Annotated in this window: 24 protein-coding genes; 10 read left to right on the top strand and 14 right to left on the bottom strand. The window is 68.0% G+C overall.

What is annotated here, in order from left to right:
• Positions 1–2 precede the first annotated feature (2 nt).
• Together NVU01S_RS05985 and NVU01S_RS05980 are read right to left on the bottom strand one after the other, a co-directional pair.
• The gene (locus NVU01S_RS05985; RefSeq protein ID WP_043673513.1) at positions 3–1052 is read right to left on the bottom strand and encodes a 3-oxoacyl-ACP synthase III family protein; all 1050 of its coding nucleotides are present in this window, start codon (positions 1050–1052) and stop codon (positions 3–5) included.
• Between the two features lie 87 nt (positions 1053–1139).
• Positions 1140–1976: an SDR family oxidoreductase gene (locus NVU01S_RS05980; protein WP_043673511.1), complete on the bottom strand. Its 837-nt coding sequence runs from the start codon at positions 1974–1976 to the stop codon at positions 1140–1142.
• 281 nt (positions 1977–2257) lie between these two features.
• Between NVU01S_RS05980 and NVU01S_RS05975 the strand changes: the two genes are divergently transcribed.
• Positions 2258–3025 carry a trans-aconitate 2-methyltransferase gene (locus NVU01S_RS05975; protein ID WP_043673508.1) on the top strand — a complete coding sequence of 256 codons (768 nt, stop codon included), beginning with the start codon at positions 2258–2260 and terminating at the stop codon, positions 3023–3025.
• Positions 3026–3039: 14 nt separating this feature from the next.
• Here NVU01S_RS05975 and NVU01S_RS05970 read toward each other — a convergent pair whose 3' ends face one another.
• From NVU01S_RS05970 to NVU01S_RS05950, 5 genes are all read right to left on the bottom strand, one after another.
• On the bottom strand, positions 3040–3681 hold the full coding sequence (locus tag NVU01S_RS05970; RefSeq protein WP_043673505.1) for a TetR/AcrR family transcriptional regulator: 642 nt from the start codon (positions 3679–3681) through the stop codon (positions 3040–3042).
• 145 nt (positions 3682–3826) lie between these two features.
• Positions 3827–5080, bottom strand: coding sequence for an EstA family serine hydrolase (locus NVU01S_RS05965; protein WP_043673502.1), 1254 nt, complete (start codon positions 5078–5080; stop codon positions 3827–3829).
• A 161-nt stretch (positions 5081–5241) separates the two neighbouring features.
• Positions 5242–7836: a polynucleotide kinase-phosphatase gene (locus NVU01S_RS05960; RefSeq protein WP_043673499.1), complete on the bottom strand. Its 2595-nt coding sequence runs from the start codon at positions 7834–7836 to the stop codon at positions 5242–5244.
• On the bottom strand, positions 7836–9581 hold the full coding sequence (locus NVU01S_RS05955; protein ID WP_043673496.1) for a 3' terminal RNA ribose 2'-O-methyltransferase Hen1: 1746 nt from the start codon (positions 9579–9581) through the stop codon (positions 7836–7838). Before NVU01S_RS05955 ends, NVU01S_RS05960 begins: the two co-directional genes overlap by 1 nt.
• A 72-nt stretch (positions 9582–9653) precedes the next feature.
• Complete coding sequence (locus tag NVU01S_RS05950) at positions 9654–12113, bottom strand: phosphoketolase family protein (RefSeq protein ID WP_373864189.1); 2460 nt, start codon at positions 12111–12113, stop codon at positions 9654–9656.
• Positions 12114–12295: 182 nt separating this feature from the next.
• On the opposite strand from NVU01S_RS05950, the gene NVU01S_RS05945 reads away from it, so the two are divergent.
• The 7 genes from NVU01S_RS05945 to NVU01S_RS44765 all read left to right on the top strand — a co-directional run bounded on the left by NVU01S_RS05945 (position 12296) and on the right by NVU01S_RS44765 (position 18645).
• A complete protein-coding gene (locus tag NVU01S_RS05945; RefSeq protein WP_043673493.1) occupies positions 12296–12871 on the top strand; it encodes an FKBP-type peptidyl-prolyl cis-trans isomerase in 576 nt (191 codons plus the stop codon).
• Positions 12872–13040: 169 nt separating this feature from the next.
• A complete protein-coding gene (tig, locus tag NVU01S_RS05940) occupies positions 13041–14441 on the top strand; it encodes a trigger factor (RefSeq protein WP_043673733.1) in 1401 nt (466 codons plus the stop codon).
• Between the two features lie 179 nt (positions 14442–14620).
• The gene (locus NVU01S_RS05935) at positions 14621–15211 is read left to right on the top strand and encodes an ATP-dependent Clp protease proteolytic subunit (RefSeq protein ID WP_014982580.1); all 591 of its coding nucleotides are present in this window, start codon (positions 14621–14623) and stop codon (positions 15209–15211) included.
• A gap of 69 nt (positions 15212–15280) precedes the next feature.
• On the top strand, positions 15281–15946 hold the full coding sequence (locus tag NVU01S_RS05930; RefSeq protein ID WP_014982581.1) for an ATP-dependent Clp protease proteolytic subunit: 666 nt from the start codon (positions 15281–15283) through the stop codon (positions 15944–15946).
• A gap of 443 nt (positions 15947–16389) precedes the next feature.
• Positions 16390–17670, top strand: a complete 1281-nt coding sequence (clpX, locus tag NVU01S_RS05925; protein WP_042264750.1) for an ATP-dependent Clp protease ATP-binding subunit ClpX — start codon at positions 16390–16392, stop codon at positions 17668–17670.
• A 199-nt stretch (positions 17671–17869) separates the two neighbouring features.
• Positions 17870–18331: an STAS domain-containing protein gene (locus NVU01S_RS05920; RefSeq protein ID WP_244467324.1), complete on the top strand. Its 462-nt coding sequence runs from the start codon at positions 17870–17872 to the stop codon at positions 18329–18331.
• A 29-nt stretch (positions 18332–18360) separates the two neighbouring features.
• The gene (locus NVU01S_RS44765) at positions 18361–18645 is read left to right on the top strand and encodes a ribosomal protein bL12 (RefSeq protein ID WP_043673487.1); all 285 of its coding nucleotides are present in this window, start codon (positions 18361–18363) and stop codon (positions 18643–18645) included.
• Between the two features lie 12 nt (positions 18646–18657).
• On the opposite strand, the gene NVU01S_RS05910 is transcribed toward NVU01S_RS44765, so the two are convergent.
• Complete coding sequence (locus tag NVU01S_RS05910; RefSeq protein WP_014982585.1) at positions 18658–19110, bottom strand: Lrp/AsnC family transcriptional regulator; 453 nt, start codon at positions 19108–19110, stop codon at positions 18658–18660.
• A gap of 110 nt (positions 19111–19220) precedes the next feature.
• On the opposite strand from NVU01S_RS05910, the gene NVU01S_RS05905 reads away from it, so the two are divergent.
• The gene (locus tag NVU01S_RS05905; protein WP_043673484.1) at positions 19221–19838 is read left to right on the top strand and encodes a LysE family translocator; all 618 of its coding nucleotides are present in this window, start codon (positions 19221–19223) and stop codon (positions 19836–19838) included.
• A 3-nt stretch (positions 19839–19841) separates the two neighbouring features.
• Here NVU01S_RS05905 and NVU01S_RS05900 read toward each other — a convergent pair whose 3' ends face one another.
• The 3 genes from NVU01S_RS05900 to NVU01S_RS05890 form a co-directional block, all read right to left on the bottom strand.
• Positions 19842–20483 carry a PhzF family phenazine biosynthesis protein gene (locus NVU01S_RS05900; RefSeq protein WP_043673481.1) on the bottom strand — a complete coding sequence of 214 codons (642 nt, stop codon included), beginning with the start codon at positions 20481–20483 and terminating at the stop codon, positions 19842–19844.
• 318 nt (positions 20484–20801) lie between these two features.
• Positions 20802–21782, bottom strand: coding sequence for an aldo/keto reductase (locus tag NVU01S_RS05895; protein WP_043673479.1), 981 nt, complete (start codon positions 21780–21782; stop codon positions 20802–20804).
• Positions 21782–22666, bottom strand: coding sequence for an EamA family transporter (locus tag NVU01S_RS05890; protein WP_043673476.1), 885 nt, complete (start codon positions 22664–22666; stop codon positions 21782–21784). The genes NVU01S_RS05895 and NVU01S_RS05890 overlap by 1 nt, the downstream gene beginning before the upstream one ends.
• Before the next feature lie 63 nt (positions 22667–22729).
• Between NVU01S_RS05890 and NVU01S_RS05885 the strand changes: the two genes are divergently transcribed.
• Positions 22730–23236 (top strand): Lrp/AsnC family transcriptional regulator, encoded by a 507-nt coding sequence (locus NVU01S_RS05885; protein WP_175068870.1) that lies wholly within the window; start codon positions 22730–22732, stop codon positions 23234–23236.
• 308 nt (positions 23237–23544) lie between these two features.
• Here the strand turns inward: NVU01S_RS05885 and NVU01S_RS05880 are convergent, their stop codons facing one another.
• From NVU01S_RS05880 to NVU01S_RS05870, 3 genes are all read right to left on the bottom strand, one after another.
• Complete coding sequence (locus tag NVU01S_RS05880) at positions 23545–24360, bottom strand: hypothetical protein (protein ID WP_043673473.1); 816 nt, start codon at positions 24358–24360, stop codon at positions 23545–23547.
• Positions 24361–24551: 191 nt separating this feature from the next.
• Positions 24552–24929, bottom strand: a complete 378-nt coding sequence (locus tag NVU01S_RS05875) for a nuclear transport factor 2 family protein (RefSeq protein ID WP_043673470.1) — start codon at positions 24927–24929, stop codon at positions 24552–24554.
• A 116-nt stretch (positions 24930–25045) separates the two neighbouring features.
• Positions 25046–25705: PLP-dependent transferase (locus NVU01S_RS05870; protein ID WP_175068869.1), on the bottom strand; the 660-nt coding region annotated here is incomplete at its 5' end.

The following is a 25705-nucleotide window of genomic DNA, read 5'->3' as shown; positions in this document are numbered from 1 at the left end:
ACTCAGGCCTCCAGCCGCGAGACGGTCGCGGCGAGATAGCCGGAAACGGTTCCGGAGGCCGCGGGGATCATCAGGATCTTCGAACCCTTCGGTATCTGCTGTCGCGCGAGATACTCGTGCAATACCAGGAAGTGCGAGGTCGACGCCGTATTGCCATACTCCTGCAACACATTCAGCGCCTGTGGCATCGCCGTGCCGAAGTGTTCCCCGGTGAGCTGCCCCAGGTATTCGAGTGCCGGAGCGCTGAACTGATGATGGATCCAGTAGTCGAATTTCTCGGTCTCCCAGGATCTTCCGCTCTCCCGCAAGAAGGTGTCGATCCGCTCGATGCCCTGGCGGTAGCGCGACTCGTTCTGCATGGCGCGGTTGTCGGTGTAGAGCGCGATACCGGCCGACCGGTCGCTCGGCATGCCGAGGCAGTGCTCGGCGCCCTCCGCGGTGGTCATCAGCTCGACGTAGTGGATCTCGTCGTGGTCGTCGCCCTGCTCGTCGAGGATCACCGCGACCGCCGCGTCACCGACGGTCAGCGCGGCGAACTGCGGGTCGTACGGTTGGCTGATCTCGCGCATCGCGGTTTCGGCGATCGGGGTGATCTGCTCGCCGCTGACCACCATGCCGTTGCGCACCACCCCGGCCTTGATCATCCGGTCCAGCACGAGCACGCCGGTCATCATCCCGGCACAGGCATTGGACACGTCGAAGTGCCGGGCCTCGGTCGCGCCGATGGCGTTGCCGAGCATCAGCGCGAACGCCGGTGCGTAGCAGAAGATTTCCTTCCCGCGGGTGCGGGTGATCGACGCCGAGATGATGATGTCCAGATCGCCTGCGGCGTAATCGGAATGGCGCAGGCAGTCGTCGATGGCGCGCAAGGCCAGCTCGAACGACGATTCGTAGCGGTCCGGATGGGAATCGTAGACTCGCCGCTGTTCGATTCCGGTGATCCGCGCCAGATCCAACGACCGCGGTACCGCGAGGCCGGCGATCAGTTCTTCGGTGGAACGGACAGTGGCCGGAGTGTACGAGCCGATGGACTCGAAACGCGTACGCTGCATTGTCCCTGCTTTCTACAGCTCAGTCGGTGACAAACTATTTGTGTCGCTAGGACTTTCGACAACGTTGTCGTTGACTGTGTGGCGTGCCTATCCGGTGGCGGTGACCAGGTTCGCGCTCACCGTGTAGAGCCGCTGGCCGAGCACTTCGTCCTGAGCTCGGCGCGACGGCGTCTTGATGCGGTTGTGCTGGAAGTAGGCCCCGCTCACCCCGGCCACTTCCGCGCCGGTGGCGAGGTAGGCCAGCGCCTGCCCGCCCTCCTCGGCGGTGATCATGAACAGCCGCTTGGCCAGCGCGACCAGCGGCTGCCCGAACCACGGCATGTCATCCCAGATGCCGGTGGCCACTGCGCCGGGGTGGAAGGCGTTGACCGTTACCCCGGTGCCCTCCAGGGTCCGGGCCAGTGCCCGGGCATACAGGATGTTCGCGAGTTTCGATCGGCTGTAGGCTTTTTCGCCCGAGTATCCGCGGCGGAACGCGAGATCGTCGAGATCCAGACCCGCGCCGAAGTGCAGGACCGAAGAGGTGAACAGGATGCGCGAGGGAGCGCTGCGCACCATCAGTTCGGTGAGCAACTCGGTGAGCAGGAAGCCACCGAGATGATTGACGGCGAAAGTCTTTTCGACGCCCTCCTTGGTCACGGTCCGGTCTTTCTGGTAGCCGCCCGCGTTGTTCGCGAGCACGTCGAGCCGGTCGTACCGGGACAGCACCGCCTCGGCGAGTCGCCGCACCGAGTCCTGCTCGCCGAAGTCGCACTCGAGGGTGTCGACCGCACCTGCTCCGGCGGCGCGGACCTCGGCCGCCGACTCGGCGAGTTTGCGCGGATTCCGGCCGACCAGCACCAATCGATCGCCCCCTGTCGCGATCTGCCGCGCTGCCGCGAGTCCGATACCCGACGTGGCCCCCGTGATCAGGATCGTCTTCATAGCCGATCACCCTGCCACACACGCAGACCCCGAAAGGCCGTCGTGACCGGGGGTTATCCGCAACCGTGCGTATCGCGAAAGATGCTGCCCCGGAACAACATCAGCGAAGTCGCGCAGGTCGGCAGAGTGAGGTGTAAGCACCCGTAATGCCGGGTACTCGGGCAGTGCCCGGTTGTCGGCGCGGCCGATAGGGGGTGATAGGGGTTCGGCATATCTGCCTGTCAAGCCATACAGTACAATCGTACTAAGTACGCCCGTACTGTTAAATGAGGAGGGTTCGTATGTGGGATCCGAAGAAGTATCTCGACTTCGCCGATCACCGGGCACGCCCGTTCTTCGAGCTGATCGGGCGCATCGACGCCGAAAAGCCGCGGCGCGTGGTCGATCTCGGATGCGGGCCGGGCAATCTCACCGAAGTGCTCGCGCAACGCTGGCCGGACGCGCGACTGGACGCGTTCGACTCCTCGCCGGAGATGGTGGACGACGCGCGGCAGCGCGGGATCGACGCCAAGGTGCTCGACGTGCACGACTGGCAACCGGACGAGGAAACCGACGTCGTCGTCTGTAACGCTGTCCTGCAATGGGTTCCGGATCATCTCGCGCTGCTCGCCGAGTGGTTGCCCGAGTTGCCGCGTGGCGCCTGGTTCGCCATGCAGGTCCCCGGCAACTTCGATGCGCCGTCGCATCGGGAGATCCGCGCGCTGGCCGGCGAGGCGCGCTGGCGGTCCCGGCTCGCCGACGCGATGCTGCGCGGGGTGGACGCGGTGCCCGAACCGGCCAGGTACGCGGCGGTGCTCAGCACCGAGCACACCGTCGCCGATATTTGGGAAACCACGTACTACCAGCGCATGCAGGGACCGGACCCGGTACTGGAGTGGGTCACCGGCACAGCACTGCGACCGATCCGGGCCGCACTGGACGACGAGGACTGGCGCGAATTCCGGACCGAGCTGGCCCCGCGCCTGCGCGTTGTCTACCCGGCCATGCCGGACGGCACCACCTGGTTCCCGTTCCGCCGTATCTTCGCGGTGGCGCACAAGTCGGCGTGACTGCTGCGCGCGAGTCAGGGGGCGGTGAGGAACCCGTCGACGATGCGGCGCGCGCGGCGCATGGCCGCCGTGTCGCCGACGCGCAGCGCGGTATTGGTGGCGCAAAGGACCGAATCGATCTGGAATGCGGCGAGTTCCACGTCGAGTTCGGCGATCTCCCGGGCCGTCACCGCGCGCCGCAATTCGTGTTCGAGCACGCGTACCCAGGCGTGCCGGTCGCGCAGCAGCGCGTCGAGCACCGGGCCGGGTCTGCTGTCCTGTTCCGGTAGCGCGGCCATCCAGAAGCAGCCGCCGGTGAACAGTGGCGCCTCGATGTAGGCCAGCCAGTATTCGATCAGCGCCCGCAGCCGGGGCAAACCGCGGGCGGTGCTACGGGCGGGTTCGATCACCGCCTCGACGAACAGGTCGCGCGCATGGTCGATGGCGGCGAGCTGCAGGGCTTCCTTCGTTTTGAACAGCGTCTGGATGCCCGCCTTGCTCAGGCCGGACTCGGCCGCGAGCCGGCCGAAGCTCAGCCCCTCGAGTCCGTCGAGCGAGGCGATGTCCACGGCGTGCCGCAGCACCGTCTCCCGGGTTCGTGCCCCGCGCAGCAGGCGCTTGTCCGTGATCTCGGCGGGTTCGCGCCGGGTGAGGACGGAGTCGGGGCCACTTTCCATACGGTCGATCGTACTCAGGCTGGCGAGAATCGGTCACCGGCCGATATGTAGTGTCCTCGGGTGCAGGGCACGCGGCGGCGGGATGATTTCGTACCCGAGCCGTACGGCAGTAGTGCGCGGCCAGTCGGTGCAGGACTGTGCCGGGTCAGCCCGCCGCGGCCTGCCGCGTGACCGGCAGGCTGCCCGCGGCTCTGCCGAGGGTGCCCGCACGCCTGGCGAGGGCGGCGAGGGTGGGGAGTCGCGCGTCGCCCAGCGTCATCCCGGAGTAGCCGAGGTGATTGGTCACGAAGGCGACGGAGACGCCGACGCCCGGCATGGCGATCGCGCCGGAGCCGCCGACGCGGAAGTGCCCCAGCGCTTCTCGGGTCAACCTGGTGCCGACGATGCCGCGGTGATAGCCGAGCGCCCAGTGCGGAGGCGCGCCGAGCACGTAGTCGAAGCGACTGTTCGGCGGCATCTGCGCGATCATCCGGGTGGTCTCCGGCCGCAGCAGCCGGCGGGTGCCGACCACGCCGTCGTTGGCGATCGCGCCGTACATCCTGGCCAGCGAGCGCGCTGTGAAAACGCCACCCCAACTGGGCATCACGGCATCGTAGGGCCGCTGGCCGATGCTCATGTCGGCCCAGCCGTCGTAGATCGCGCTGTGCGCGGACTGCACCCTGCGCAGTGCGCCGAACGGCGCGATCAGCCGGTCCACCGGAACCCGGCCGATGGTGAGCCGCGGCGCGAGGGTGGCGAGCCGGTGTCGTTCGCCGCGCGGGACGCCGAACCAGAAGTCGTTGTCGCCCAGCGGTTCCGCGAGCTCGGCGTGCACCACCTCGGCGAACGAGCGCCCGGTGGCCCGCTGCGCCAGCTCGGCGACGAGGGTGCCGAAGGTGAGGCCGTGATAGCCGGAGGCGCGCAGCCGCAACGGATCCGGTGCGGAGGCGGCCAGTGCCGCGGCCAGGCTGTCGTGGTCGAGCAAGGCGTCGTCGTCCAGCACGGCGCCCTGGCTGTCGACCAGCCCGCGGATGCGTTGCAGCCCTGCCCGATGGTTCAGGACATCGCGAACGGTGATGGCATCCTTGCCGTTCGCCGCGAACTCGGGCCAGTAGGTCGCCACCGGTGCGTCGAGGTCCAGGACGCCGCGCTCGATGAGCCGGTGCGCGACGGTCGCGGCGACGCCCTTGCCCGTCGAATACGTCAGCGCCATCGTGTCCGAGCGCCAGCGTCGTTCCGGATCGGCCCATCCGGCCCAGATGTCCAGCACAGGCTCGCCGTCGAGGTAGACCGCGAGCGCGCCACCGCCTTGTCGCCTGCGCCGGAACATGGCGAAGAACTTGGCGGCGACGGCCGTGAAACGGTCGTCGACCAGCATGCGGCCGGTGCTCGAGGCGCCGTCCGGGGTCGCTGCGGGCATGGTCAGACTCCCTTGTCCAGTACACCGGGCGGCTTGCTGTATAACACTTGCAAGCGGCCCGCTAACTCGCACGGTAACGCGTTTCAGTTGCCCCGTGCAAGGGGGCCCGGCGCCGGGCCGCGAGGTGCCGACACCTCGCGCTCAGCGCCGAGTGAGGGACGTCACAACCGCGGGTCGACCGGTTCGGACTCCAGCGCGAGCACCGCGAAAACCGCCTCGTGCACCCGCCAGAGCGGCCCACCCGCGGCCAGCCGGTCGAGGGCCTCGAGCCCGAGTGCGTACTCGCGCAAGGCCATCGAGCGTTTGCGGCCGAGGCCACGGGAACGTAGCCGTCGCAGGTTGTCCGCGCGCAGGTACTCCGGCCCGTAGATGATCCGGAGATACTCGGGCCCACGGCATTTCACGCCGGGTTGGACCAGCCGGCCGTCATCCGTCGTCGCCTCGTCCTTTCGCGGGCCACGTGCCAGCGCCTGGCGCGGTTTGACCACCATGCCTTCCCCGCCGGCCGCGGTCAGTTCGCTCCACCACGCGGTGGCGGCCGCGATGCTGTGCTCGTCGTTCAGGTCGACGAACACGCGCCCGGTCGGCGCGCACAGTTCCGGATCGGCGGCGACCAGCCGGTCGATCCGTTCCAGGTGCCAATCATGTTCGCGCACCGCGTGGTTCGCGCCTTCGGCGGCGAGTATCTGGAAGGGGGCGAGCCGCAGACCCGCCGTGCCGTCCACCGGCCAGCAGTAGCGGCCGTACGCGGTGGTGAACGCCGCGGCGTCGTCCCGGCGTGCGCCGGTGCGGTGCGCGAGTTCGCCCACGTCCAGGCCGCGCGCGGTCACCGCGGCCAGCACCTCGCCGGCGGCGTCGAGCGCGCCGCGCGCCGCCGCCCCGACCGCCGCGTACTGCGCGCGCAGCAGGCCGAGCGCCTTCGCCGACCACGGCATCAGCTCGGTGTCGAGCAGCAGCCACTCGCTGTCGAGTTCGGTGAAGAGCCCGGCACGCTCGGCGGCCGCACGGACCCGCGCGAGCACGGCCTCGGTGTGGTCCCGGTCGTCGAAGAACGGACGCCCGGTGCGGGTGTAGATCACGCCGGTGCCGCCGTCGTCGACGCCGAAGCGGTCCCGCGCCGCCTGCGCGGACCGGGCCACCAGGACCACCGCCCGCGAACCCATGTGCTTCTCCTCGCACACGAGGCGGTCGACGCCCTCCGCGCGGTAGTACGCGAAGGCCTGGTCCGGGTGCTCGAGGTAGCCGTCCAGCTCCGAGGTCGCGCACGGCGCCATCGTCGGCGGCAGGTACACCAGCCAGCGTGGGTCGAGCGCGAACCGGCTCATCACTTCCAGTGCGGCACCGGCGTTTTCCTCCTGGACGCCGACCCGGCCGTGGTAGCGGGTCTGTACCACCCGGCGGCCGAGCACGTCCGCCAGATCGAGCACGCCGGGATCCCGGTGCACCACGCCTTCGGCGGTGCCGATCGTGGTGGCCTGCAGCGGTCGTACCGGTTCGTACCAAACCTGTTCCGCGGCAACCGAGACCGGCTCGCGTTCCGGGTAGCGCAAGGCCGAGAGCCTGCCGCCGAACACCACGCCGGTGTCCAGGCACAGGGTGTTGTTCACCCACTGCAGGTCGAGCACCGGGGTGTGCCCGTACAGCACGGTGGCCGTGCCGCGGTAGTCGTTCGCCCACGGATAGCGCACCGGCAAGCCGTATTCGTCTGTCTCGCCGGTGGTTTCGCCGTACATGGCGAAAGAGCGGACCCGGCCCGAGGCACGGCCGTGGTACTCCTGCTTCAACCCGGCGTGCGCGACGACGAGCTTGCCGCCGTCGAGCACGTAGTGGCTCACCAGGCCGCGGCAGAACTCGTGCGCGGCCTTGCGGAACACCTCGTCCTCGGCGTCGAGCTGAGCCAGCGACTCGGCGAGGCCGTGCGCGACCCGCACCTGCTTGCCGTTGAGGGCGCGGACCAGCTTGTGCTCGTGATTGCCGGTGACGCACAGGGCCGTTCCGGCGGCCACCATGCCCATCACCACGCGGAGCACGCCCGGTGTGTCGGGTCCGCGGTCGACCAGGTCGCCGACGAACACCGCCGTCCGCCCCGCCGGATGGTGCGCGCCGACCGCGCGCCCGCTCTCGTCCCGGTCGATGACGTAACCGAGTTCGCCGAGCAGCGTTTCCAATTCGCCCCGGCAACCGTGCACGTCGCCGATCACATCGAACGGGCCGGTGAGCTCGCGCTTGTCGTTCCACGACTTCTCGTCCACGATCGTCGCGGCCTCGATCTCGGCGGCGCCGCGCAGCACGTAGACCTTGCGGAAACCCTCTCGCTCCAGCCCGCGCAGGCTGCGGCGCAGCTCGCGCTGCTGCCGGACGACCACGTGCGCGCCGAGACCCGCGCGGTCGGGCCGGGTCGAATTCCGTTGCAGGCACACTGAATCCGGGACGTCGAGCACGATGGCGACCGGCAGGACGTCGTGGGCGCGCGCCACCGCGATGAGTTCCTGCCGCGACCTGGCCTGGACATTCGTCGCATCGACCACGGTGCGCAGACCGCGGCGCAGCCGAACGCCCGCGATGTGGTGCAGCAGGGCGAAAGCTTCGGCGGTGGCCGACTGATCGTTCTCGTCGTCGCTGACGACGCCGCGGCAGGCATCGGAGGAGACGATCGCGGTCGACCGGAAGTGCTTGCGCGCGAAGGTCGACTTGCCCGAGCCGGTGCTGCCGATCAACACCACCAGCGACAGTTCGGGCACCGAGAGTTCCGTCATCACGCTGCTCCTTCCTGGATCAATGTGGTGAAGATTGCCATCTGGGTCGGCGCGCCCACTGCTGGGTCGAGTGGGCCGATCGGCACGAAGCGCACGGCGTAACCGTGCGCGGCCGCCACCCGTGCCGCCCACGACTCGAATTCTGCACGGGTCCACTCGAATCGGTGATCGGCGTGCCGGAGTTTCCCCGCGGGCAAGGTCTCGTAGCGCACATTGAACTCGGCGTTGGGTGTCGTCACGAGCACCGCCCGCGGTGCGGCCGCGGCGAACACCGCGTGCTCGAGCGCGCCGAGCCGCGGCGGATCGACGTGCTCGATGACCTCCATGAGCACGGCCGCGTCATAGCCGCGCAGCTCGGCGTCGGTGTAGGTGAGTGCGCCCTGACGCAGGGTCAAGCGGGCCGCGACCCGCTCGGGCAGCCGATCCAGTCGCAAGCGACGTTCGGCGATATGCAACGCCCGCATCGAGACATCGATGCCGACGATCTCCCCGAAGGCTTTGTCCGCCAGCAGTTCCCGCAACAGCACACCTTCACCGCACCCGAGATCGAGCACCCGCCCGGCCCCGACCTCATGCAACGCGGCAATCACCGCCGCCCGCCGAGCCACCGCCAGCGACGGCGTCCGCAGGCCGGTTTCGCCCGTCGCCTCGGACACCCGCAAAGCCGAATCATGTTGTGCCGGCTCGGACCGCGCAGGAACGAGCCGCGCCGCATCGGGCAACGCCGCGTCGGACGCCGCCGCGTCGGACGCCGCCGGATCGGACTGGGTCGCACTGGACAGCGCCGGCTCCCGCTGCGCCGAAGCAGCTTGTCTCGGCGCGCGGTAAGCCGGAAAACATTGCGCCGCAGCGCTTAATGTGGCCTCGGTGGCCTCGGTGGCCTCGGTGGCCTCGGTGGCCTCGGTGGCCTCGGTGGCCTCGGTGGCCTCGGTGGCCGTGATATCCGCGCCTTCGTCCCCCTCCTCGACGGCGTCGAGCTCCTCCGGTTCCACCTCGTCCACTTCGGCGAGGCGGGCGAGTGCGGCTCGTACGAGCGACTGGCGGCGGGCCAGGTATCGGCGGGTGATCCAGGCGCGTTCGGGGTGTTCGGCCAGCCAGCCTTGGCCTGCGCGGATCAGCTTGTCGACCTCGTCGGCGGCCAGCCAATAGTGTTTGGCCCCATCGAGGACCGGCAGCAGCACGTACAGGTGTGACAGTGCGTCGGCCAGCCGCATCGTGCCGGTCAGCGCCAGCCGCAGATGGTGAGAATCGCCCCAGTCCGGGAAGGCCGGATCCAGTGGCAGGGGAGTCGCGGTCACCGTCCAGCCCAGCGGCGCGAACATCCGCTCGGCCACTTCGGCGCCGCCCTTGCACGGCACGGCGGGCAATTCGAGCTGTAACGGCAGCGCGGTCTGCGCCAGTTCCGGTCGCAGGGTGCAGCGGCCGTGCAACGCGGTGCGGAACACCGCGCCGATGGCCACCGACAGCAGGGACGACGCCGCGTACGGCCGGTCGTTCACGTACTGGCCGAGGCTGAAATCCGGTGTGCCACGCGAACGTCCGCGTACCAGTCGGATCGGGTCGATCTCCAGTAGCAGGGCGGCGGTGCACCGCTCGGCCGTGGCTTGCGGGTAGAGGACGTGTGCCGTGCCGTACGACTGCTCGAACGCCTGGACCCGGTCGGGGTTCTTGTGCAGCAAGAACCCCAGATCGGTCGCCGGCCACGCGGCGCCGTCCGGCGGTGTGCAGGTGATCGTCAGCAGCATGCAGCGATCGTCGCCCAGTCGCGGGAACCCGCGCAAGGAAGTTTCATCCTGGTGGCAGTGCCTGGCAGCCCGTCACCGCGTCGGCTGCGGCCAACTCCAGTCCGCGACCTCGGGGATGTCCTCGCCGTGCTCGCGCGTCCAGGCCCGTGCCGTCCAGCGGGCGTCCACCATCTCCTGGCGCAGTCCCGCGGCCCGCTCACCGAGGCTCGGCACCCGATCGATCACGTCCATCACCAGGTGATACCGGTCCAGGTCGTTGAGCATCACCATGTCGAACGGTGTCGTCGTGGTGCCGCGTTCCTTGTAGCCGCGCACGTGCAGTCCGGCATGGTTGGTTCGCTGGTAGGTCAGCCGGTGGATCAGCCACGGGTAACCGTGGAAGGCGAAGATCACCGGCCGGTCGTGGGTGAACAAGGTGTCGAACTCGCTGTCGGGCAGGCCGTGCGGGTGTTCGTCGTGTGGTTGCAGGCGCATCAGGTCGACCACGTTCACCACGCGAATCCGTAACTCCGGCAATCGTTCCCGCAGGATCGCCGCCGCCGCGAGCGTCTCCAGCGTCGGCACGTCGCCCGCGCAGGCGAGCACCACATCCGGGACGGTGCCGAGCTCGTCGTTGTGCCCGGCCCAATCCCAGATGCCGATGCCACGTGCGCAGTGCTCGGCCGCGTCGTGCACCGAAAGCCAGTCCGCCTGTGGCTGTTTGCCCGCGACCACCACGTTGACGTAGTGCCGCGACCGCAGGCAGTGGTCGTAGGTGGACAGCAGCGTGTTGGCGTCCGGCGGCAGGTAGACGCGCACGATCGAGGGCTTCTTGTTGAGCACCACATCGAGGAAGCCGGGATCCTGATGGGTGAACCCGTTGTGGTCCTGTCGCCAGACATGTGAGGAGAGAAGGTAATTCAGGCTCGCGATGGGCCGCCGCCACGGCACCGCCGCACTGGCGTCGAGCCATTTGGCGTGCTGGTTGAACATCGCGTCGACGATGTGGATGAACGCCTCGTAGCAGGTGAACACCCCGTGCCTGCCGGTCAGCAGGTAGCCCTCGAGCAGGCCCTGGCACATGTGCTCGGACAGCACCTCGATCACCCGCCCGGTGCGGTCGAGTTTCTCGTCGTGACTGCCGATTTCGGCCTGCCAGTTGCGTCCGGTGACATCGAGGACGTCCTGTAACCGATTGCTGGCCAGCTCATCCGGGGCGAAGGTGAGGAAGTTGTCCGGGTTGGCCCGGGTCACCTCGCGCAACCAGCCGCCGAGCACCCTGGTCGCCTCGTGCGACGTGGCGCCAGGCGCGCTCACCTCGACCCCGAAGTCCCGCCAGTCCGGCAGGTTCAGATCGCGAACGAGCATGCCGCCGTTGGCAATCGGGTTCGCGCTCAGGCGCCGCTCACCCTCGGGCACCTGATCGAGCAGCTCCGAGACCGGCCTGCCATGGTCGTCGAACAGCTGCTCGGGACGATACGAGCGCAGCCATTGCTCCAGCACCGCACGATGATCGGGATTCGAGCGCGCACCGGGCAGCGGCACCTGATGGGCCCGGAACGTGCCCTCGACGGGGTCGCCGTCGACCACCGGGGGACAGGTCCACCCCTTGGGCGTGCGCAGGACGATCATCGGCCAGACCGGCCTGCTGCCGTCGGCGCCACCGCGGGCGGCCCGCTGGATCTGCGCGATGCGTTCCATACAGGTGTCCACCGCCGCGGCCATGGCCTGATGCACCGCCGCCGGGTCGCTGCCCGCGACCACGATCGGGTCGTATCCGTACCCGCGCAGCAGCGAGACCAGCTCGGTCTCCGGAATGCGGGCCAGGATGGTCGGATTCGCGATCTTGTATTCGTTCAGCGCCAGAATCGGCAGCACCGCGCCGTCGCGCGCCGGATTGACGAACTTGTTGGCATGCCAGCTGGCAGCCAGCGGGCCGGTCTCCGCCTCGCCGTCGCCCACCACGCAGAACACCGTGAGATCCGGGTTGTCCAGTGCGGCGCCGTAGGCGTGCAGCAGCGAGTAGCCGAGCTCGCCGCCCTCGTGGAACGAGCCCGGCGTCTCCGGCGCGCAGTGGCTGGGCACGCCGCCGGGGAAGGAGAACTGGGCGAAGAGCGCGCCCATCCCCGTCCCGTCCCGCGGAACATGGCTGTAGAGCTCGGAATACGTGCCTTCCAGCCAGGCGCACGCGTTCGGGCCGGGCCCGCCGTGTCCCGGCCCGGCCACGAAGACCGCGTCCAACCCGCGCTGCCGGATCGCGCGGTTGGCGTGCACCCACACCAGATTCAATCCGGGCACGGTGCCGAAATGACCGAGCAACCGCGGTTTGACGTCCTCGGCGCGCAACGGCTCGCGCAGCAGCGGATTCGCCATCAGATAGATCTGACCGACCGCCAGATAGTTCGCGGCCCGCCACCACGCATCGATCGAGGCGAGCTCGTCGCGTTCGAGTGGTCCGTCGACGGCTGCCAGCCGGTACGGCTCCGGTGCGACCGTCTCGCCGCCGGTGCTTTCGACATTGTCGGCGGCGGTGTCACCGCCGGCGCTCGCCATGTGGGTCATGCGCCGCCTCTCCTCGTGTTCGGGGTCCTCAGTAGCCGCGATACCCAACTGAACGGTGTGCACAAGTCCGCACGGAGAATTCACGGCCAGCGTAGTGCGCGGTGGCCCCGTGGGCGGGGGACTCGGACATGTCGGCTCGGACATTCGGGCCGGTGTGGTCTAGGGTCCGCCGCATGCAGACACTCGGCAGGATCATCGCGATCGGCACCATGACCGCGGCGGCGTGCACGCTGGTCGCGTGCGGCTCGGACGACAAGTCGTCGCCCGCTCCCTCCACCACCTCGGCCGCGCGGGCCGCCGCCACCTCGGCCGCCGCGGGCCCGACCCAGAGCAAAGGCCGGGAATGCACCGCCGACGACATCGCCGTGAGCGGTGAGTTCGGCGCCGCCCCGACGATCACCATCCCGGACAACTGCGATCCGCCGAAGCAGCTGATCACCAAGGACCTGAACCCGGGCAGCGGACCCGGCGCCGAGCCGGGCCAGCAGCTGACCATGAACTACGCGCTGATCACCTGGTCCAACAAGCAGAAGAAGGACAGCTCCTTCGACCGCGGCAAGCCGTTCCAGCTCACCCTCGGCGCGGGCCAGGTCATCCAGGGCTGGGACCAGGGCCTGGTCGGGGTGCAGCAGGGCGCGCGGCGGCTGCTGATCGTGCCGCCGGACCTCGGCTACGGCGCGGGCGGGCGCGGGATCGCGCCGAACGAAACGCTGGTCTTCGTCACCGACGCCGTGTCGATCGGAAAGTAGGGGCCGGGCGACCGGCCGAGTGCAGCCCGCCCCGGCCGGTCAACTAACCTGGTCGGGATGCGTACGCCGCGTCCCTCGCCACCCGGCGGGTGCCGGTGTCCCGGAGCATGTCCGGGATGACGGGGGATCGCGTCTCAACCAGAACAGACGACGAACAAGGAGCATGTCCGTGAAGAGCACCGTCGAGCAGCTGAGCCCGACCCGGGTCCGGATCAATGTCGAGGTGCCCTTCGAGGAACTGAAGCCCGACTTCGATCGCGCGTACAAGGCACTGGCCAAGCAGGTCAAGATCCCCGGCTTCCGTCCCGGCAAGGCGCCGGCCAAGCTGCTCGAGGCCCGCCTGGGTCGCGGCGCGGTGCTGGAGCAGGTCGTCAACGACGTGCTGCCGGGCCGCTACAGCGAGGCCGTCACCGCGGGTCAGGTGAAGGTCATCGGCCAGCCCGAGATCGAGATCACCAAGATCGAGGACGGCGAGGAGCTCGCCTTCACCGCCGAGGTCGACGTGCGCCCGGAGATCACGCTGCCCGCCTACGACGGCATCGAGGTGACCGTCGACGCGTTCACCATCGGCGACGAGGACATCGAAGAGCAGCTGCTCTCGCTGCGCCAGCGCTTCGGCACCCTGACCGGTGTCGAGCGGGCCGTGCAGGACGGCGATTTCGTCTCCATCGACCTGTCCGCCACCGTGGACGGCGAAGAGGTGCCCGAGGCGGCCACCACCGGCCTGTCCCACGAGGTCGGTTCCGGCCAGCTGATCGAGGGTCTCGACGAGGCGCTCATCGGCCTGAGCTCCGGTGAGTCCAAGGAGTTCACCTCCACCCTGGTGGCCGGTGAGCACGCGGGCAAGGAAGCCGTCATCACCGTCACCGTGCAGTCGGTGAAGGAGCGCGAGCTGCCCGCCGCCGATGACGACTTCGCCCAGCTGGCAAGCGAATTCGACACCCTGGACGAGCTGAAGGAAGACCTGCGCACCCGGGTGGAGCGCAGCAAGAAGGTGCAGCAGGCCGGCGAGATCCGGGACAAGGTGCTGGAGACCCTGCTGGAGCAGGTCGAGGTGCCGCTGCCCGAGGCCGTCGTCAAGGCCGAGATCGACGCCGTCACCCACGACGCGGTGCACGGTTTCGACCACGACGAGGCCAAGCTCGCCGAGGCGCTGGAGGCGCAGGGCTCGAGCCGCGAAGAGTTCGACAAGGACGCCAAGGAGTCCGCCGAGAAGTCGGTGAAGACCCAGCTGCTGCTGGACGCGATCGCCGAGGCGGACAACACTCAGGTCGGCCAGGAAGAGCTCACCGAGCGGATCCTGTTCCAGTCGCAGCGTTACGGCTTGGCGCCGGAGCAGTTCATCCAGCAGGTGCAGCAGGCGGGCCAGCTCGGCGCGATCTTCGCCGACGTTCGTCGCGGCAAGGCGCTGGCGGGCGTGGTCGGCAAGGTCAAGGTGACCGACTCCGCGGGCAACGCCGTGGACACCGCCGAAATGTTCGGTGCGCCTGAGGATTCCGCGCCGGAGATCGACGCCGAGGGCGTGCTCGAGGTCGAGTCGGACGAGACCGCCGCGGCGAAGGCAGAGTAGTAGAGCACAGCGCAGCTGAGCGCCGCGAAGTTGCGCTGTGAGCGAAGTAGGGCGGTACCGGGAGTTCGGTGCCGCCCTGCTTCGTTAATGTTTGTGACAACGAACCAGAGATGGCCGTCGGCCAGCGAGCCGGTATGAGAAGGCAGGTATCCGTGACAAGTAATCAGGCAGGGATCGCTATGACGTCCGCGACTGCTGGGCTCAACCTCAGTGATTCGGTGTACGAGCGCCTGCTTCGCGAGCGCATCATCTTCCTCGGCACCCAGGTCGACGACGACATCGCGAACAAGATCTGCGCGCAGATCCTGCTGCTCACGGCGGAGGATCCGACCAAGGACATTTCGCTCTACATCAACTCGCCGGGTGGCTCGGTGACCGCCGGTATGGCCATCTACGACACCATGCAGTTCGCCGAGTGCGATATCCGCACCGTCGGCATGGGCCTGGCCGCCTCGATGGGCCAGTTCCTGCTCACCGCGGGCACCAAGGGCAAGCGCCTGGCCCTGCCGCACGCACGGATCATGATGCACCAGCCCTCGGCCGGTATCGGTGGTTCGGCCGCCGATATCGCGATCATGGCCGAGCAGTTCGCGCACACCAAGCGTGAACTGAACGAACTGCAGGCGCAGCACACCGGCAAGTCCGTGGAGCAGGTCACGGCCGACGCCGACCGCGACCGCTGGTTCACCGCCAAGGAGGCCCTGGAATACGGCTTCATCGACCGGGTCGTCAGCCACGCGAACCAGACCGGCGGCGTGAGCGACAACTAGGCGCGATCGGCGACTCTTCGCCGGTGCCAACGCCCCAGCCGCTTACCCACAGAGACTTTGGAGACCAAGATGGCCAACCAGTTTGACCCACGCGCACTCGGCGGCATGGCGCCGCAGGGCCCGCAGTCGCGCTACATCCTGCCGTCGTTCATCGAGCACTCGAGCTTCGGCGTCAAAGAGTCCAACCCGTACAACAAGCTGTTCGAGGAGCGCATCATCTTCCTCGGCGTGCAGGTGGACGACGCCTCCGCGAACGACGTGATGGCGCAGCTGCTCGTGCTCGAGTCGCTCGACCCGGACCGCGACATCACGATGTACATCAACTCGCCCGGTGGCTCGTTCACCTCGCTGATGGCCATCTACGACACCATGCAGTACGTGCGCGCCGATGTCGCGACCGTCTGCCTGGGTCAGGCCGCCTCGGCCGCCGCCGTGCTGCTCGCCGCCGGCACCCCGGGCAAGCGCGCCTGCCTGCCCAACGCCCGCGTGCTGATCCACCAGCCGTCGCTGGAGGGTGGCATCCAGGGTCAGGTGTCGGACCTGGAGATCCAGGCCGCCGAGATCGAGCGCATGCGGCGCCTGATGGAGACCACGCTGGCCCGGCACACCGGTAAGGACGCGGACACCATCCGCAAGGACACCGACCGCGACAAGATTCTCACCGCCGAAGAGGCCAAGGAATACGGGATCGTTGATACGGTGTTCGACTACCGCAAGCTCAGCGCACAGAAGTGATCTCGTCGCGTGTCGCCGTTTCCCGGCGGCGATTCGCGCGCGAATAGCTGTACCCCACGGAGTTCCGGCCGGGAAGCACGCCAGGTGGCATGCTGCCCGGCCGGACTGCTTCAATGACGACGTCGGCGCCGAAACACTTCGGTCTCCGGCGTCGATGAACAAGCGGCCGGAGCTCGAACAGGCCGTCGCAATGACAGAACGCGCTCCGGTGCCGTGAGAACTCGCACAACCCGGCGGAGAAACATGCTCGAGTTGTCGACCTCCATCGCACACACCAGGTACGGTCAACCTAGGGACCTTTGCTCCCGGTTGACAGCACTGCCGTACACACCGGAACCGGTCGACGCGTTTTCGACCACGCCGTGGTGCCGACAAGCAAGGCGGCAGATAACTGGCAACCTGGACGACGGTTGCACGCGGACAAGGAAGTAGGGACCCACGAGATGGCGCGCATCGGAGATGGCGGCGATCTGCTGAAATGCTCGTTCTGCGGAAAGAGCCAGAAGCAGGTCAAGAAGCTCATTGCGGGACCAGGGGTGTACATCTGCGACGAGTGCATCGATCTGTGCAACGAGATCATCGAGGAAGAACTCGCCGAGTCCAGCGAGGTCAAGCTCGATGAACTGCCCAAGCCGGCGGAGATCCGGGACTTCCTGGAGAACTACGTCATCGGGCAGGACACCGCCAAGCGCACGCTCGCGGTGGCCGTGTACAACCACTACAAGCGCATTCAGGCCGGCGACAAGGGCCGCGACAGTCGCGGCGAGGTCGTCGAACTCACCAAGTCGAACATTCTGATGCTCGGGCCCACCGGCTGCGGCAAGACCTACCTCGCGCAGACCCTGGCCAAGATGCTCAATGTTCCGTTCGCCATCGCCGACGCGACCGCGCTGACCGAGGCGGGCTACGTCGGTGAGGATGTCGAAAACATCCTGCTGAAGCTGATCCAGGCCGCGGATTACGACGTGAAGCGCGCCGAGACCGGCATCATCTACATCGACGAGGTCGACAAGATCGCCCGCAAGAGCGAGAACCCGTCGATCACCCGCGACGTCTCCGGCGAGGGCGTGCAGCAGGCGCTGCTGAAGATCCTGGAGGGCACCCAGGCGAGTGTGCCGCCGCAGGGCGGTCGCAAGCACCCGCATCAGGAGTTCATCCAGATCGACACCACCAACGTGCTGTTCATCGTGGCGGGCGCGTTCGCCGGCCTGGAGAAGATCGTCTCCGACCGGACCGGCCACCGCGGCATCGGTTTCGGCGCCGAGGTCCGCTCCAAGGCCGAGGTCGACACCACCGACCACTTCGCCGAGGTGATGCCGGAGGATCTGATCAAGTTCGGTCTGATCCCCGAGTTCATCGGCCGGCTGCCGGTCGTCGCGTCGGTGACCAACCTGGACAAGGATTCGCTCGTCAAGATCCTGTCCGAGCCGAAGAACGCGCTGGTCAAGCAGTACATCCGGTTGTTCGAGATGGACGGCGTGGACCTGGAGTTCACCACCGACGCGCTCGAGGCGATCGCCGATCAAGCCATCCTGCGTGGCACCGGCGCCCGTGGCCTGCGCGCCATCATGGAGGAAGTGCTGCTGCCGGTCATGTACGACATTCCCAGCCGCGACGACGTCGCCAAGGTGGTCGTCGATTCCGACACCGTCACCGAGAACGTGCTGCCGACGATCGTGCCGCGCAAGGCGCAGCGCACCGAGCGCCGGGAGAAGTCGGCCTAGTCCTTCGGTACGAACCTGCCGTTCGAAGAAGCCACCGCGACTCGCGGTGGCTTCTTTGGTTTGTCGCGAGCCGTCGCTGGGTAATCTGCTTTCAGGGTTGAGTAGACAGCCCAGCTCGGGATGGCGATGTCGCATCAGGGCGAAAAATCTTGCCGGCAACCGGACTTCATTTGCCGCGCGCGACAGGACCGAGGTCCTCATGTCGACCACACTCGCTACTTCAGCATTCCTCGTCGACAACAAGGCGAGATCCGCGACCATCCCGAAGCGAGGTGGGGCACCGAGTCGAGCCACGGTGCCGAATCGTCCCGACCCCCTGGATCGGCTGCGCGTCTCCCTGACCGCACCGAGTGACACGGTCACGCTGTGTGCGCTCGCCGGCGAAGTCGATTTCTATACCGCGGACCTGTTCCGCTCCCGGCTGACCGATGCGCTCGGCGATGCGGCGTCGACCGTGGTCATCGACCTGTCCCAGGTGACGTTCTTCGGCGTCGCCGGGCTGCACGTGCTGCTCGAGGCCCGAACCTGGGCCGAGCGCAGCGACCGCAGGATTCGCCTGGTCACGGGCCCGCGGTGCGTGAACCGACTGCTCGCCGCGGCCGGTGACGTTGCCGCCTTCGACACCACCGACAATCTCGCCGACGCGGTGCTCGCCGCCTGAGCGTCGACGGCGGTCACTACGATTCGAGCATGTTCGCCCACCGCCGCCTCGAGCGGAAGATCGACGCACTGCACGTCAAGCTGGATCTGATCCTCGATCATCTGGGGATCCAGGAACGTCCCGACCTCACCACCGCCAAACCCATCCCCGCCATGCCGGTCGCTCCGCGTCCCGTGTCGTTCAGCTGGGCCGAGATCGATGATCTTCTGGTGCAGGGCAAGAAGATCCAGGCCATCAAGCGTTACCGAGAGCTCACCGGCGCTGGGTTGAAAGACGCCAAAGACGCTGTGGAGCAACACGAACGGCGGTACTGAACGCTGTCCTCGTCACAGTGGCACCGGCCGCTCGTGCACCACATGTTTCATCACCAAGGTCGACGTGAGGTGTTGCACGCCGGGCAGCGTCGCCAGGCGCTCGTCGTAAAGCTGTTGGAACGCAGGCAGATCCGCGGCCACGACGCGCAACAGGAAGTCCGGGTCGCCGAACAGTCGCTGTGCTTGCAGCACATGCGGTATCTCCGCGACCGCCTGCTCGAACGCGGCGACGGTGGGGCGATCCTCCTGCCGCATCGTGACGAACACCAGCGCCTCGAAGGTCAAGCCGACGGCCGCCGCGTCGACCAGTGCGCGATAGCCGCGGATCACCCCGGACTTCTCCAGCTCCCGTAAGCGGCGGTGACACGGCGAAAGACTGAGGCGTACCCGGGCGGCGAGTTCGGTGATCGTCAAACGGCCGTCGTGCTGCAGCTCGGCAATAATCTTCCGGTCGATCCGATCCATGGGGAAGATTCTTCCACAATCCCGCGCTCACCAGCGAAAAGTTGGAATCACCTCCCCGTTGATCACACCTATCCTTCCTTGGGGTCGCTGTTCGAGGGAGAGGGTTGGGTATGGCTGTCGGGTACATCGCCGCGTTCTGGACGGTGTCGGTGCTGCTGATCCTGGTTCCCGGTGCGGACTGGGCGTACGCGATCGCGGCGGGTCTGCGGGAGCGGTCGGTGGTGCCCGCGGTCGGTGGGCTGCTGCTGGGTTATGTCGCGTTGACCGTGGTGGTCGCGGCCGGCGTCGCGGCGGTCGTCGATCGGAATCCGGTTGTGCTGACGGCACTTACGGTATTCGGCGGGCTTTATCTGATGTGGCTCGGCGGGACGACGCTGGCCGCGTCGAACGCACCCACCGCAGTGGCGGGGGAGCAGAACCCCGCGCCGTGGGGTGCGAGCCTGCTGCGCGGCATCGGGATCAGCGGCCTGAATCCCAAGGCGCTGCTGCTTTTCGTGGCATTGCTGCCGCAGTTCACCGACCGGACCGGGAGTTGGCCGCTTGCCGCTCAGATCGGCGCACTGGGCTTGATCCACACCCTCAGCTGTGCGGTGATCTACCTAGGCGTCGGCATGCTGGCTCGGACTGTGCTGCGTGCCCGGCCGACCGCGGCCGGGATCGTCACCAGAATCTCCGGCGTGGCAATGCTTTTGATCGGCGGGCTGCTGCTGGTGGAGCGGTTGATCTGAGTCCTACTCGGCTGTTACGCGTCCACCGACTTCGATCAGCCCGCCCGGCTGCGGTGCGGTCACGATGATCGAACCGCGACCTTGCGAAATATGCAGGGGGCGTGCGAGTTCGGCGGTGAGGAGTAGGGCGGCGGCGCCTGTTGCTTCGTCCTCATCGATACCGTCGCCACGGCCGGGGAAGGCGCGGGCCCGCACGTGACCGGCCTGCTCGTCCTGCCATGCCCAAGCGTAGATCCATTCGCCCGGTTCGGGCACAGGCAGCGCGTCCACCTCGGCCGCGGATCCGTACTGGCGCAACGTCCGCGGCGGTGCCCACTCGGATCGTGCTGCGATATAGGTGAATTCGTCGTCATGCCGGGCACCGACGACGCCCGCCGCGGTCACCAGTTCGGACGCACCGAGCAGCCAGGCGGTCCCGACGCACGGATGCCCGGCGAAGGGGAGGCGCAGCGTAGGAGTGTAGATATCGATGGCCCCGCGCTCGGCGTCATCGACGAACACCGTCTCACTGAACCCCAACTCCGCGGCAAAACGTTGCCGCGCCCCGACCTCCGCAACAGCACCCCCGTCCCGCACCACCCCGAGCCGGTTCCCGAAACCGCCCCCTGGCCCACAGAACACGCGCACCACGTCGTACTCGATCACCCGACGAGTCAACCACGCCCGCACCGGTGGATGCAGGCACCTTCGGCGGCAGGTAAGTGTGCGTACCAGCCGACGGCGGCAGAGGTGCGCGCGTGCGAAGCGGCCCCAGTGTCGCCGCAGCCGCACCCGTTCTGTGTTCCCGCACCGGCTGTGGCGGGCCGTAGCGGGTGCGAAGACTCAGAAAGGGTGCGGCGCAAAGGAAGCGGGGGCGACGGGTCGTGACGGTGGGTGGTGGCCGTCGTTGTCGTGGCTGCGTCATCGCGAGTTGGTGCCGGGGCGGCCGCGCTTTGTGGCGGCCCCGGGTTTCAGGCGACCGGGTTACTGGTGGCCGAGGATGGGGTGGGGGCGGTAGGGGGTTTCCAGGGTGGTGATTTCGGCTTCGGTGAGGTGTAGCCGCACGGCGTCGAGTGCGTCGTTCAGATGGTTCGGGTTGGTGGCGCCGATGATGGGGGCGGTGACGCCGGGGCGGTCGAGTAGCCAGGCGAGGGCGATCTGGGCCGGGGGCAGGTTGCGGGCGGCGGCTACTTCGCGGACCGCGGCTACGACGTCGAAATCGTTGTCGGTGTACATGTTTGCGGCGATGTGGTCGGAGCCGGCGCGGGCGGTGGTGGGGTGGCCGCCGCGCGTGCGGGAGCCGGTGAGGAGTCCGCGGGCGAGGGGACTCCAGGGGATCACGCCGACACCCTGGTCGCGGCAGAGCGGGAGCATTTCGCGTTCCTCCTCCCGGTAGACGAGGTTGTAGTGGTTCTGCATCGCGACGAACTTCGTCCAGCCGTGCGTTTCGGCGACGTGCTGCGCCTTCGCGAACTGCCAGGCGAACATGCTGGATGCGCCGAGATACCGAGCTTTCCCGGCGGTGACCACATCGTGGAGCGCCTGCATGGTTTCCTCGATCGGCGTCTCGTCGTCCCAGCGATGGATCTGATACAGGTCGACGTGGTCGACGCCCAACCGATCGAGCGAGGCATCGATGGCGGACATGATGTGCTTGCGGGACAAGCCTTTGTCGTTCGGTCCGGGACCCGTCGGGAAGTACACCTTGGTGGCCAGTACGTAGTCGTCGCGGCGCGGGAACAGCTTGCCCAGCAGCCGCCCGGTGATCGATTCGCTGACTCCCGCGGAGTACATATCCGCGGTGTCGAAGAAGTTCACCCCGGACTCGGCAGCCTGCCGGACGATCGGTTCGGCGGCGTCCTCGCCGAGCACCCACGCCCACGACGCGGGATCGCCGTAGCTCATCATGCCCAGGCAGATCCGGGACACGGTGAGGCCGGTGCTGCCCAATCGGCGGTATTCCATCAGTTCTCCTCGTTGTCGTGATGTCGGTGGATCGAGACGCCCGCGGCGATCAGCGCGATGCCGGCCAGTTCCTGGACAGTGGGGACTTGGGCGAGCACCACGATCCCGATCACCGCCGCGACCGCGGGCAGGATGCTGAGCAGCAGGGCGAAGGTACTGCGGCGTAGTCGCGCCATGGCGAGCTGATCGGTGACGTAAGGAATGACCGAGGAGCAGAGCCCGACGCCGATCCCGGCGAGCAATGCCACGGGACTGGTGAACGCCGGGACGGCAGCGCCGAGACAGAACGGAGTCGCCACCACCGCGGCAATCGACATCGCGGCGGCGAGCTGGTCGAGGCCGGAAACCGCTGCGCTGTTGGCGATCCGGTGGCCGAGCAGCACGTACAGCAGAAACAGCGCGCAGTTGGCGAACGCGAAGACGAATCCGGTCGGCGCGCCGGCCAGCTGGATATCGGTCAGCGCGACGACCCCGCCGACCGCGAGCATGAGCGCGAGCACGTTGCGCCCGTTGCGCAGACCGATCGCGGCGAGCACGATCGGCCCGAGGAATTCGATCGCGCCGACGGTGGCCAGCGGCAGTCGTGCGATGGCGAGGTAGAACGTCGCGTTCATCGCCGCGAGCACGATCCCGAGCGCGAGCAGCATCCGTCGCTGCTCGGCGGTGCCGTGCCGGAGCAACCGCCACGGCCTGCGCCAGGCCGCGAACACCAGTGCGGCGCCGACGATCCGCAGCCACGCCACGCCGAGCACATCCACCCGGGCGAACAGCAGCACGGCGCAGGCGGGACCGAGGTAGTGGAAGACCGCGCTGATGCCGAAGTAGGCCACGGCGGGCACGCGTGGGGCCGTGCGCTGTGCGATGCCCCGCGGCGATTCGGTCATGCGGAGTATCTTCCGAAGAAATACCCGCGGCCGGAATGGCACTATCCAGGAAGATGACGTGAGTTGTCTGGAAAATCAAGGCAGAACGGCCATATTGCCTTCACCGATCGGGCACGGCTGTTGGACGAGGTGAATGTGCGCCTGCTCAACGAGTTGCACGCCGATCCGCGACTGTCCATGTCCGAACTCGCGCGCCGCGTCGGCATGTCGGCGCCCGCGGTCACCGAGCGGGTGCAGCGCCTGGAGCAGAGCGGCGTGATCACCGGCTTCCGGATGGAGGTGGACCCGGCCGCGCTCGGCATGCCGGTGACCGCGCTGGTGCGCATCCGGCCCGGGCCCGGCCAGCTACCCAAGATCGTGGCCGCCGCTCGGGACACCCCGCAGGTGGTCGAATGCTTCCGGATCACCGGCGAGGACTGCTTCCTGCTGAAGGTGCACGGCCCGTCGATCGGCGAACTGGAAGAACTACTCGACGGATTCCTCATGTTCGGCCAGACCACCACCTCGATCGTGGTATCCGAGCCGGTGCCCCGCCGCCCCCTACCGGTCCCGCTGCAGCACAAGCGCTAGCGAGCGCGGCGGGTGGGGCGCGTGTGCCCAGCGGCCGCTGCGCCACCGAACCCGAGTGCCGCACCCGTTCTGCGTTCGCGCACCTGTTGTGGCGGGTCGTAGAGGGTGCGAGGGCTCAGAAGGGGTGCGGCGCAGCAGAAGAGCGCCGCGGAGCATGTGGCGTGCCGCGGAGCAACTGGTGCCCGTCGCCGGGCGAGTGGTGTGCCGCCGAGCAGATGGTGTCCACCCAGCGAGTCGTGCCCTGCCAGCAAAGTTTCCCGCTGGGCCGTGGGGGTGGGAGCCGCGCGGACTTTGCCGCGGTCGTGCGATTACGCGCGAGCGGTGTTGAGGAGGCCGCTTTCGGCCCTCGGCCAGGGGGTGTTGGGGTTGTCGCGGATGTGTTCGGTGGCGCGCGCGATCGCTTGGCTGTAGCGCGAATTCGCGGCGTCGTGGGTGAGTAGGGCGACGCCGATCATCACGGGTGCGACGGCGTGCACGCCCGCGTCGAACCAGCGGCCGTCGCGCACGTGCGGGTAGGTGTTGAGCCCGACCGTCAGCGCGAGCAACGCGACCTCGGCGGCGACGACCTGGGTGCGACTGTCCAGCACGCCCCACTCGGTGATCTTGGTGGTGCCCACCATGATGATCACCAGACAGACGCTGATCATCGCCTCGACCAGGTAGCTGAACCAATACAGCGGATCGCTGGCACCCTCCGGCGCGATGTTGTGCTGCACGTTGACCGCCGACCACAGCATGCCCGCGATCACCACGCCGGCCAGCGCGCGCAGCGACCACGTGCGGTGCCGGTACAGCGACGCCAGCTGGGCGTGCGGGCTGGATTCCCGGCGTTGCGCGGCAATGGCCTTGCGCGCCATCAGCAGATCGCGGATGTCGGCCTTGTCGATGGCTTCCTTGGTCTGCCGGGCGCGGTCTGCCGCGGCGGACACGGCCTGGGCGTACTTCCACCGCTGGCCGCGTTCCTGCGTGCGGATGCGTTCGGCCAGCTCGCGCTCGGCCTCCAGCTCGTCCTCGGCCAGTGCATCGGTCAGCGCGGGATCGAACTGGTAGGCCAGCCGTCCGCGGGCCCGCTCGACCCGCCTGGCCAGCTGTGCGACTTCGTCGATGGGGTGTTCGTCGGGCATGCGGCTCCAAAAGTGGATGTGCTGAACGGAACTCGACAAATAGCAAGACGCCGGGCAGCCCGCTCACCGAGAGCTGGGTCCCAGCTCGATGAGAGGGTATCGGACGCGAGGCCTCGATACCCACTCTTCCTAGTCGATTCCGCGCGCCAACAACACGCCACACGGTCGATTGCACCGAAAAACGCGGCGCGTCACTCCGGTTCGATGGCCATGTCGTCCTGGCTCCAGAAGGCGCGCATGCGCACGATCTTGCCCGAGTCGTCGAATTCCATGTAGTCGATGGGCGACATGGTGAAGCGCTGGCCGCCGACGCGCGTGATGATCGTGAACTGGAAGGCCACCTCGTTGCCCGCGACGCGCACCGAGTCGGTGCGCAGCTCGGTCTCGCGGTCCAGGGGCGCGAGGATGTCGTAGAACTCGCGGATGGCGTCGTGTCCGTGCCGCACCGGGGCGCCCACCGGATCTTCGACGGTCGCCTCGGGTGCGTAGAGCTCGACGATGGCTTCGGTCGGACCCGAGCCGACCAACTTGACGTACCGGTCGACGACATCACGGATCTGCTCGGTCATCTGAACTCCTGCGGAATTGAAACGTGTTCTAATTCCGGCAGCGTAGCAGCATGTCGGCACGAAACGGCAACGGGCGGGATGGTTTCGCCCATCCCGCCCGAGCGCGTACCCGCTCGCTACCCGGCGGCGGCGAACCCGGCGCGCAGATCGGCGAGGATGTCCTCGATCCCCTCGATGCCCACCGCGAGCCGGACCAGTCCGGGGGTGACGCCGGAGCTGAGCTGTTCGTCAGGGGTCAGCTGGGAGTGCGTGGTGGAGGCCGGGTGGATGACCAGCGAGCGCACATCGCCGATATTGGCGACGTGGCTGTGCAGGGTCAGCGCCTCGACGAAACGCTTGCCCGCGTCGACGCCGCCGGCGAGTTCGAACCCGATCACCGCGCCCGCGCCCCGCGGCGCCAGCGTCTTCCCGCGCTCGTACCACGGCGAGGACGGCAGCCCGGCATAGGACACCGAGGTGACTTCCGGCCTGCTGCTGAGGAATTCGGCCACCTGGTGGGCATTGCTCACGTGCCGTTCGATGCGCAGGCTCAACGTCTCCAGTCCCTGGCTGATCAGGAACGCGTTGAACGGCGAGACCGCCGCGCCCAGATCACGCAGCAGCTGCACGCGGGCCTTGAGCGCGAACGCGGGCGCACCCAGATCCGCGTACACCACACCGTGGTAGCTGGGATCGGGCACCACGAAGCCGGGGAAACGCGGCTCCTCGCCGGACCGGACGGTCCAGTCGAAGGTGCCGCCGTCGACGATGACGCCGGCGATGGCCGAGCCGTGCCC

The organism is Nocardia vulneris (genome assembly GCF_001613425.1).
Classification (GTDB): domain Bacteria; phylum Actinomycetota; class Actinomycetes; order Mycobacteriales; family Mycobacteriaceae; genus Nocardia; species Nocardia vulneris.
The sequence above is the reverse complement of the archived record's forward strand: the minus strand, read 5'-3'. Positions and strand labels throughout refer to the sequence as shown.

Bases quoted from the DNA above. Each gene is read 5' to 3' on its own strand.
- NVU01S_RS05980 (WP_043673511.1), bottom strand. From the start codon at position 1,976: ATGAAGACGATCCTGATCACGGGGGCCACGTCGGGTATCGGACTCGCG.
- NVU01S_RS05965 (WP_043673502.1), bottom strand. From the start codon at position 5,080: ATGCCCGCAGCGACCCCGGACGGCGCCTCGAGCACCGGCCGCATGCTG.
- NVU01S_RS05905 (WP_043673484.1), top strand. From the start codon at position 19,221: ATGGCTGTCGGGTACATCGCCGCGTTCTGGACGGTGTCGGTGCTGCTG.
- NVU01S_RS05920 (WP_244467324.1), top strand. From the start codon at position 17,870: ATGTCGACCACACTCGCTACTTCAGCATTCCTCGTCGACAACAAGGCG.
- NVU01S_RS05975 (WP_043673508.1), top strand. From the start codon at position 2,258: ATGTGGGATCCGAAGAAGTATCTCGACTTCGCCGATCACCGGGCACGC.
- NVU01S_RS05935 (WP_014982580.1), top strand. From the start codon at position 14,621: ATGACGTCCGCGACTGCTGGGCTCAACCTCAGTGATTCGGTGTACGAG.
- NVU01S_RS05970 (WP_043673505.1), bottom strand. From the start codon at position 3,681: ATGGAAAGTGGCCCCGACTCCGTCCTCACCCGGCGCGAACCCGCCGAG.
- NVU01S_RS05930 (WP_014982581.1), top strand. From the start codon at position 15,281: ATGGCCAACCAGTTTGACCCACGCGCACTCGGCGGCATGGCGCCGCAG.
- NVU01S_RS05890 (WP_043673476.1), bottom strand. From the start codon at position 22,666: ATGACCGAATCGCCGCGGGGCATCGCACAGCGCACGGCCCCACGCGTG.
- NVU01S_RS44765 (WP_043673487.1), top strand. From the start codon at position 18,361: ATGTTCGCCCACCGCCGCCTCGAGCGGAAGATCGACGCACTGCACGTC.
- NVU01S_RS05880 (WP_043673473.1), bottom strand. From the start codon at position 24,360: ATGCCCGACGAACACCCCATCGACGAAGTCGCACAGCTGGCCAGGCGG.
- clpX (WP_042264750.1), top strand. From the start codon at position 16,390: ATGGCGCGCATCGGAGATGGCGGCGATCTGCTGAAATGCTCGTTCTGC.
- NVU01S_RS05945 (WP_043673493.1), top strand. From the start codon at position 12,296: ATGCAGACACTCGGCAGGATCATCGCGATCGGCACCATGACCGCGGCG.
- NVU01S_RS05950 (WP_373864189.1), bottom strand. From the start codon at position 12,113: ATGGCGAGCGCCGGCGGTGACACCGCCGCCGACAATGTCGAAAGCACC.
- NVU01S_RS05875 (WP_043673470.1), bottom strand. From the start codon at position 24,929: ATGACCGAGCAGATCCGTGATGTCGTCGACCGGTACGTCAAGTTGGTC.
- NVU01S_RS05895 (WP_043673479.1), bottom strand. From the start codon at position 21,782: ATGGAATACCGCCGATTGGGCAGCACCGGCCTCACCGTGTCCCGGATC.
- NVU01S_RS05910 (WP_014982585.1), bottom strand. From the start codon at position 19,110: ATGGATCGGATCGACCGGAAGATTATTGCCGAGCTGCAGCACGACGGC.
- NVU01S_RS05960 (WP_043673499.1), bottom strand. From the start codon at position 7,836: ATGACGGAACTCTCGGTGCCCGAACTGTCGCTGGTGGTGTTGATCGGC.
- NVU01S_RS05955 (WP_043673496.1), bottom strand. From the start codon at position 9,581: ATGCTGCTGACGATCACCTGCACACCGCCGGACGGCGCCGCGTGGCCG.
- NVU01S_RS05985 (WP_043673513.1), bottom strand. From the start codon at position 1,052: ATGCAGCGTACGCGTTTCGAGTCCATCGGCTCGTACACTCCGGCCACT.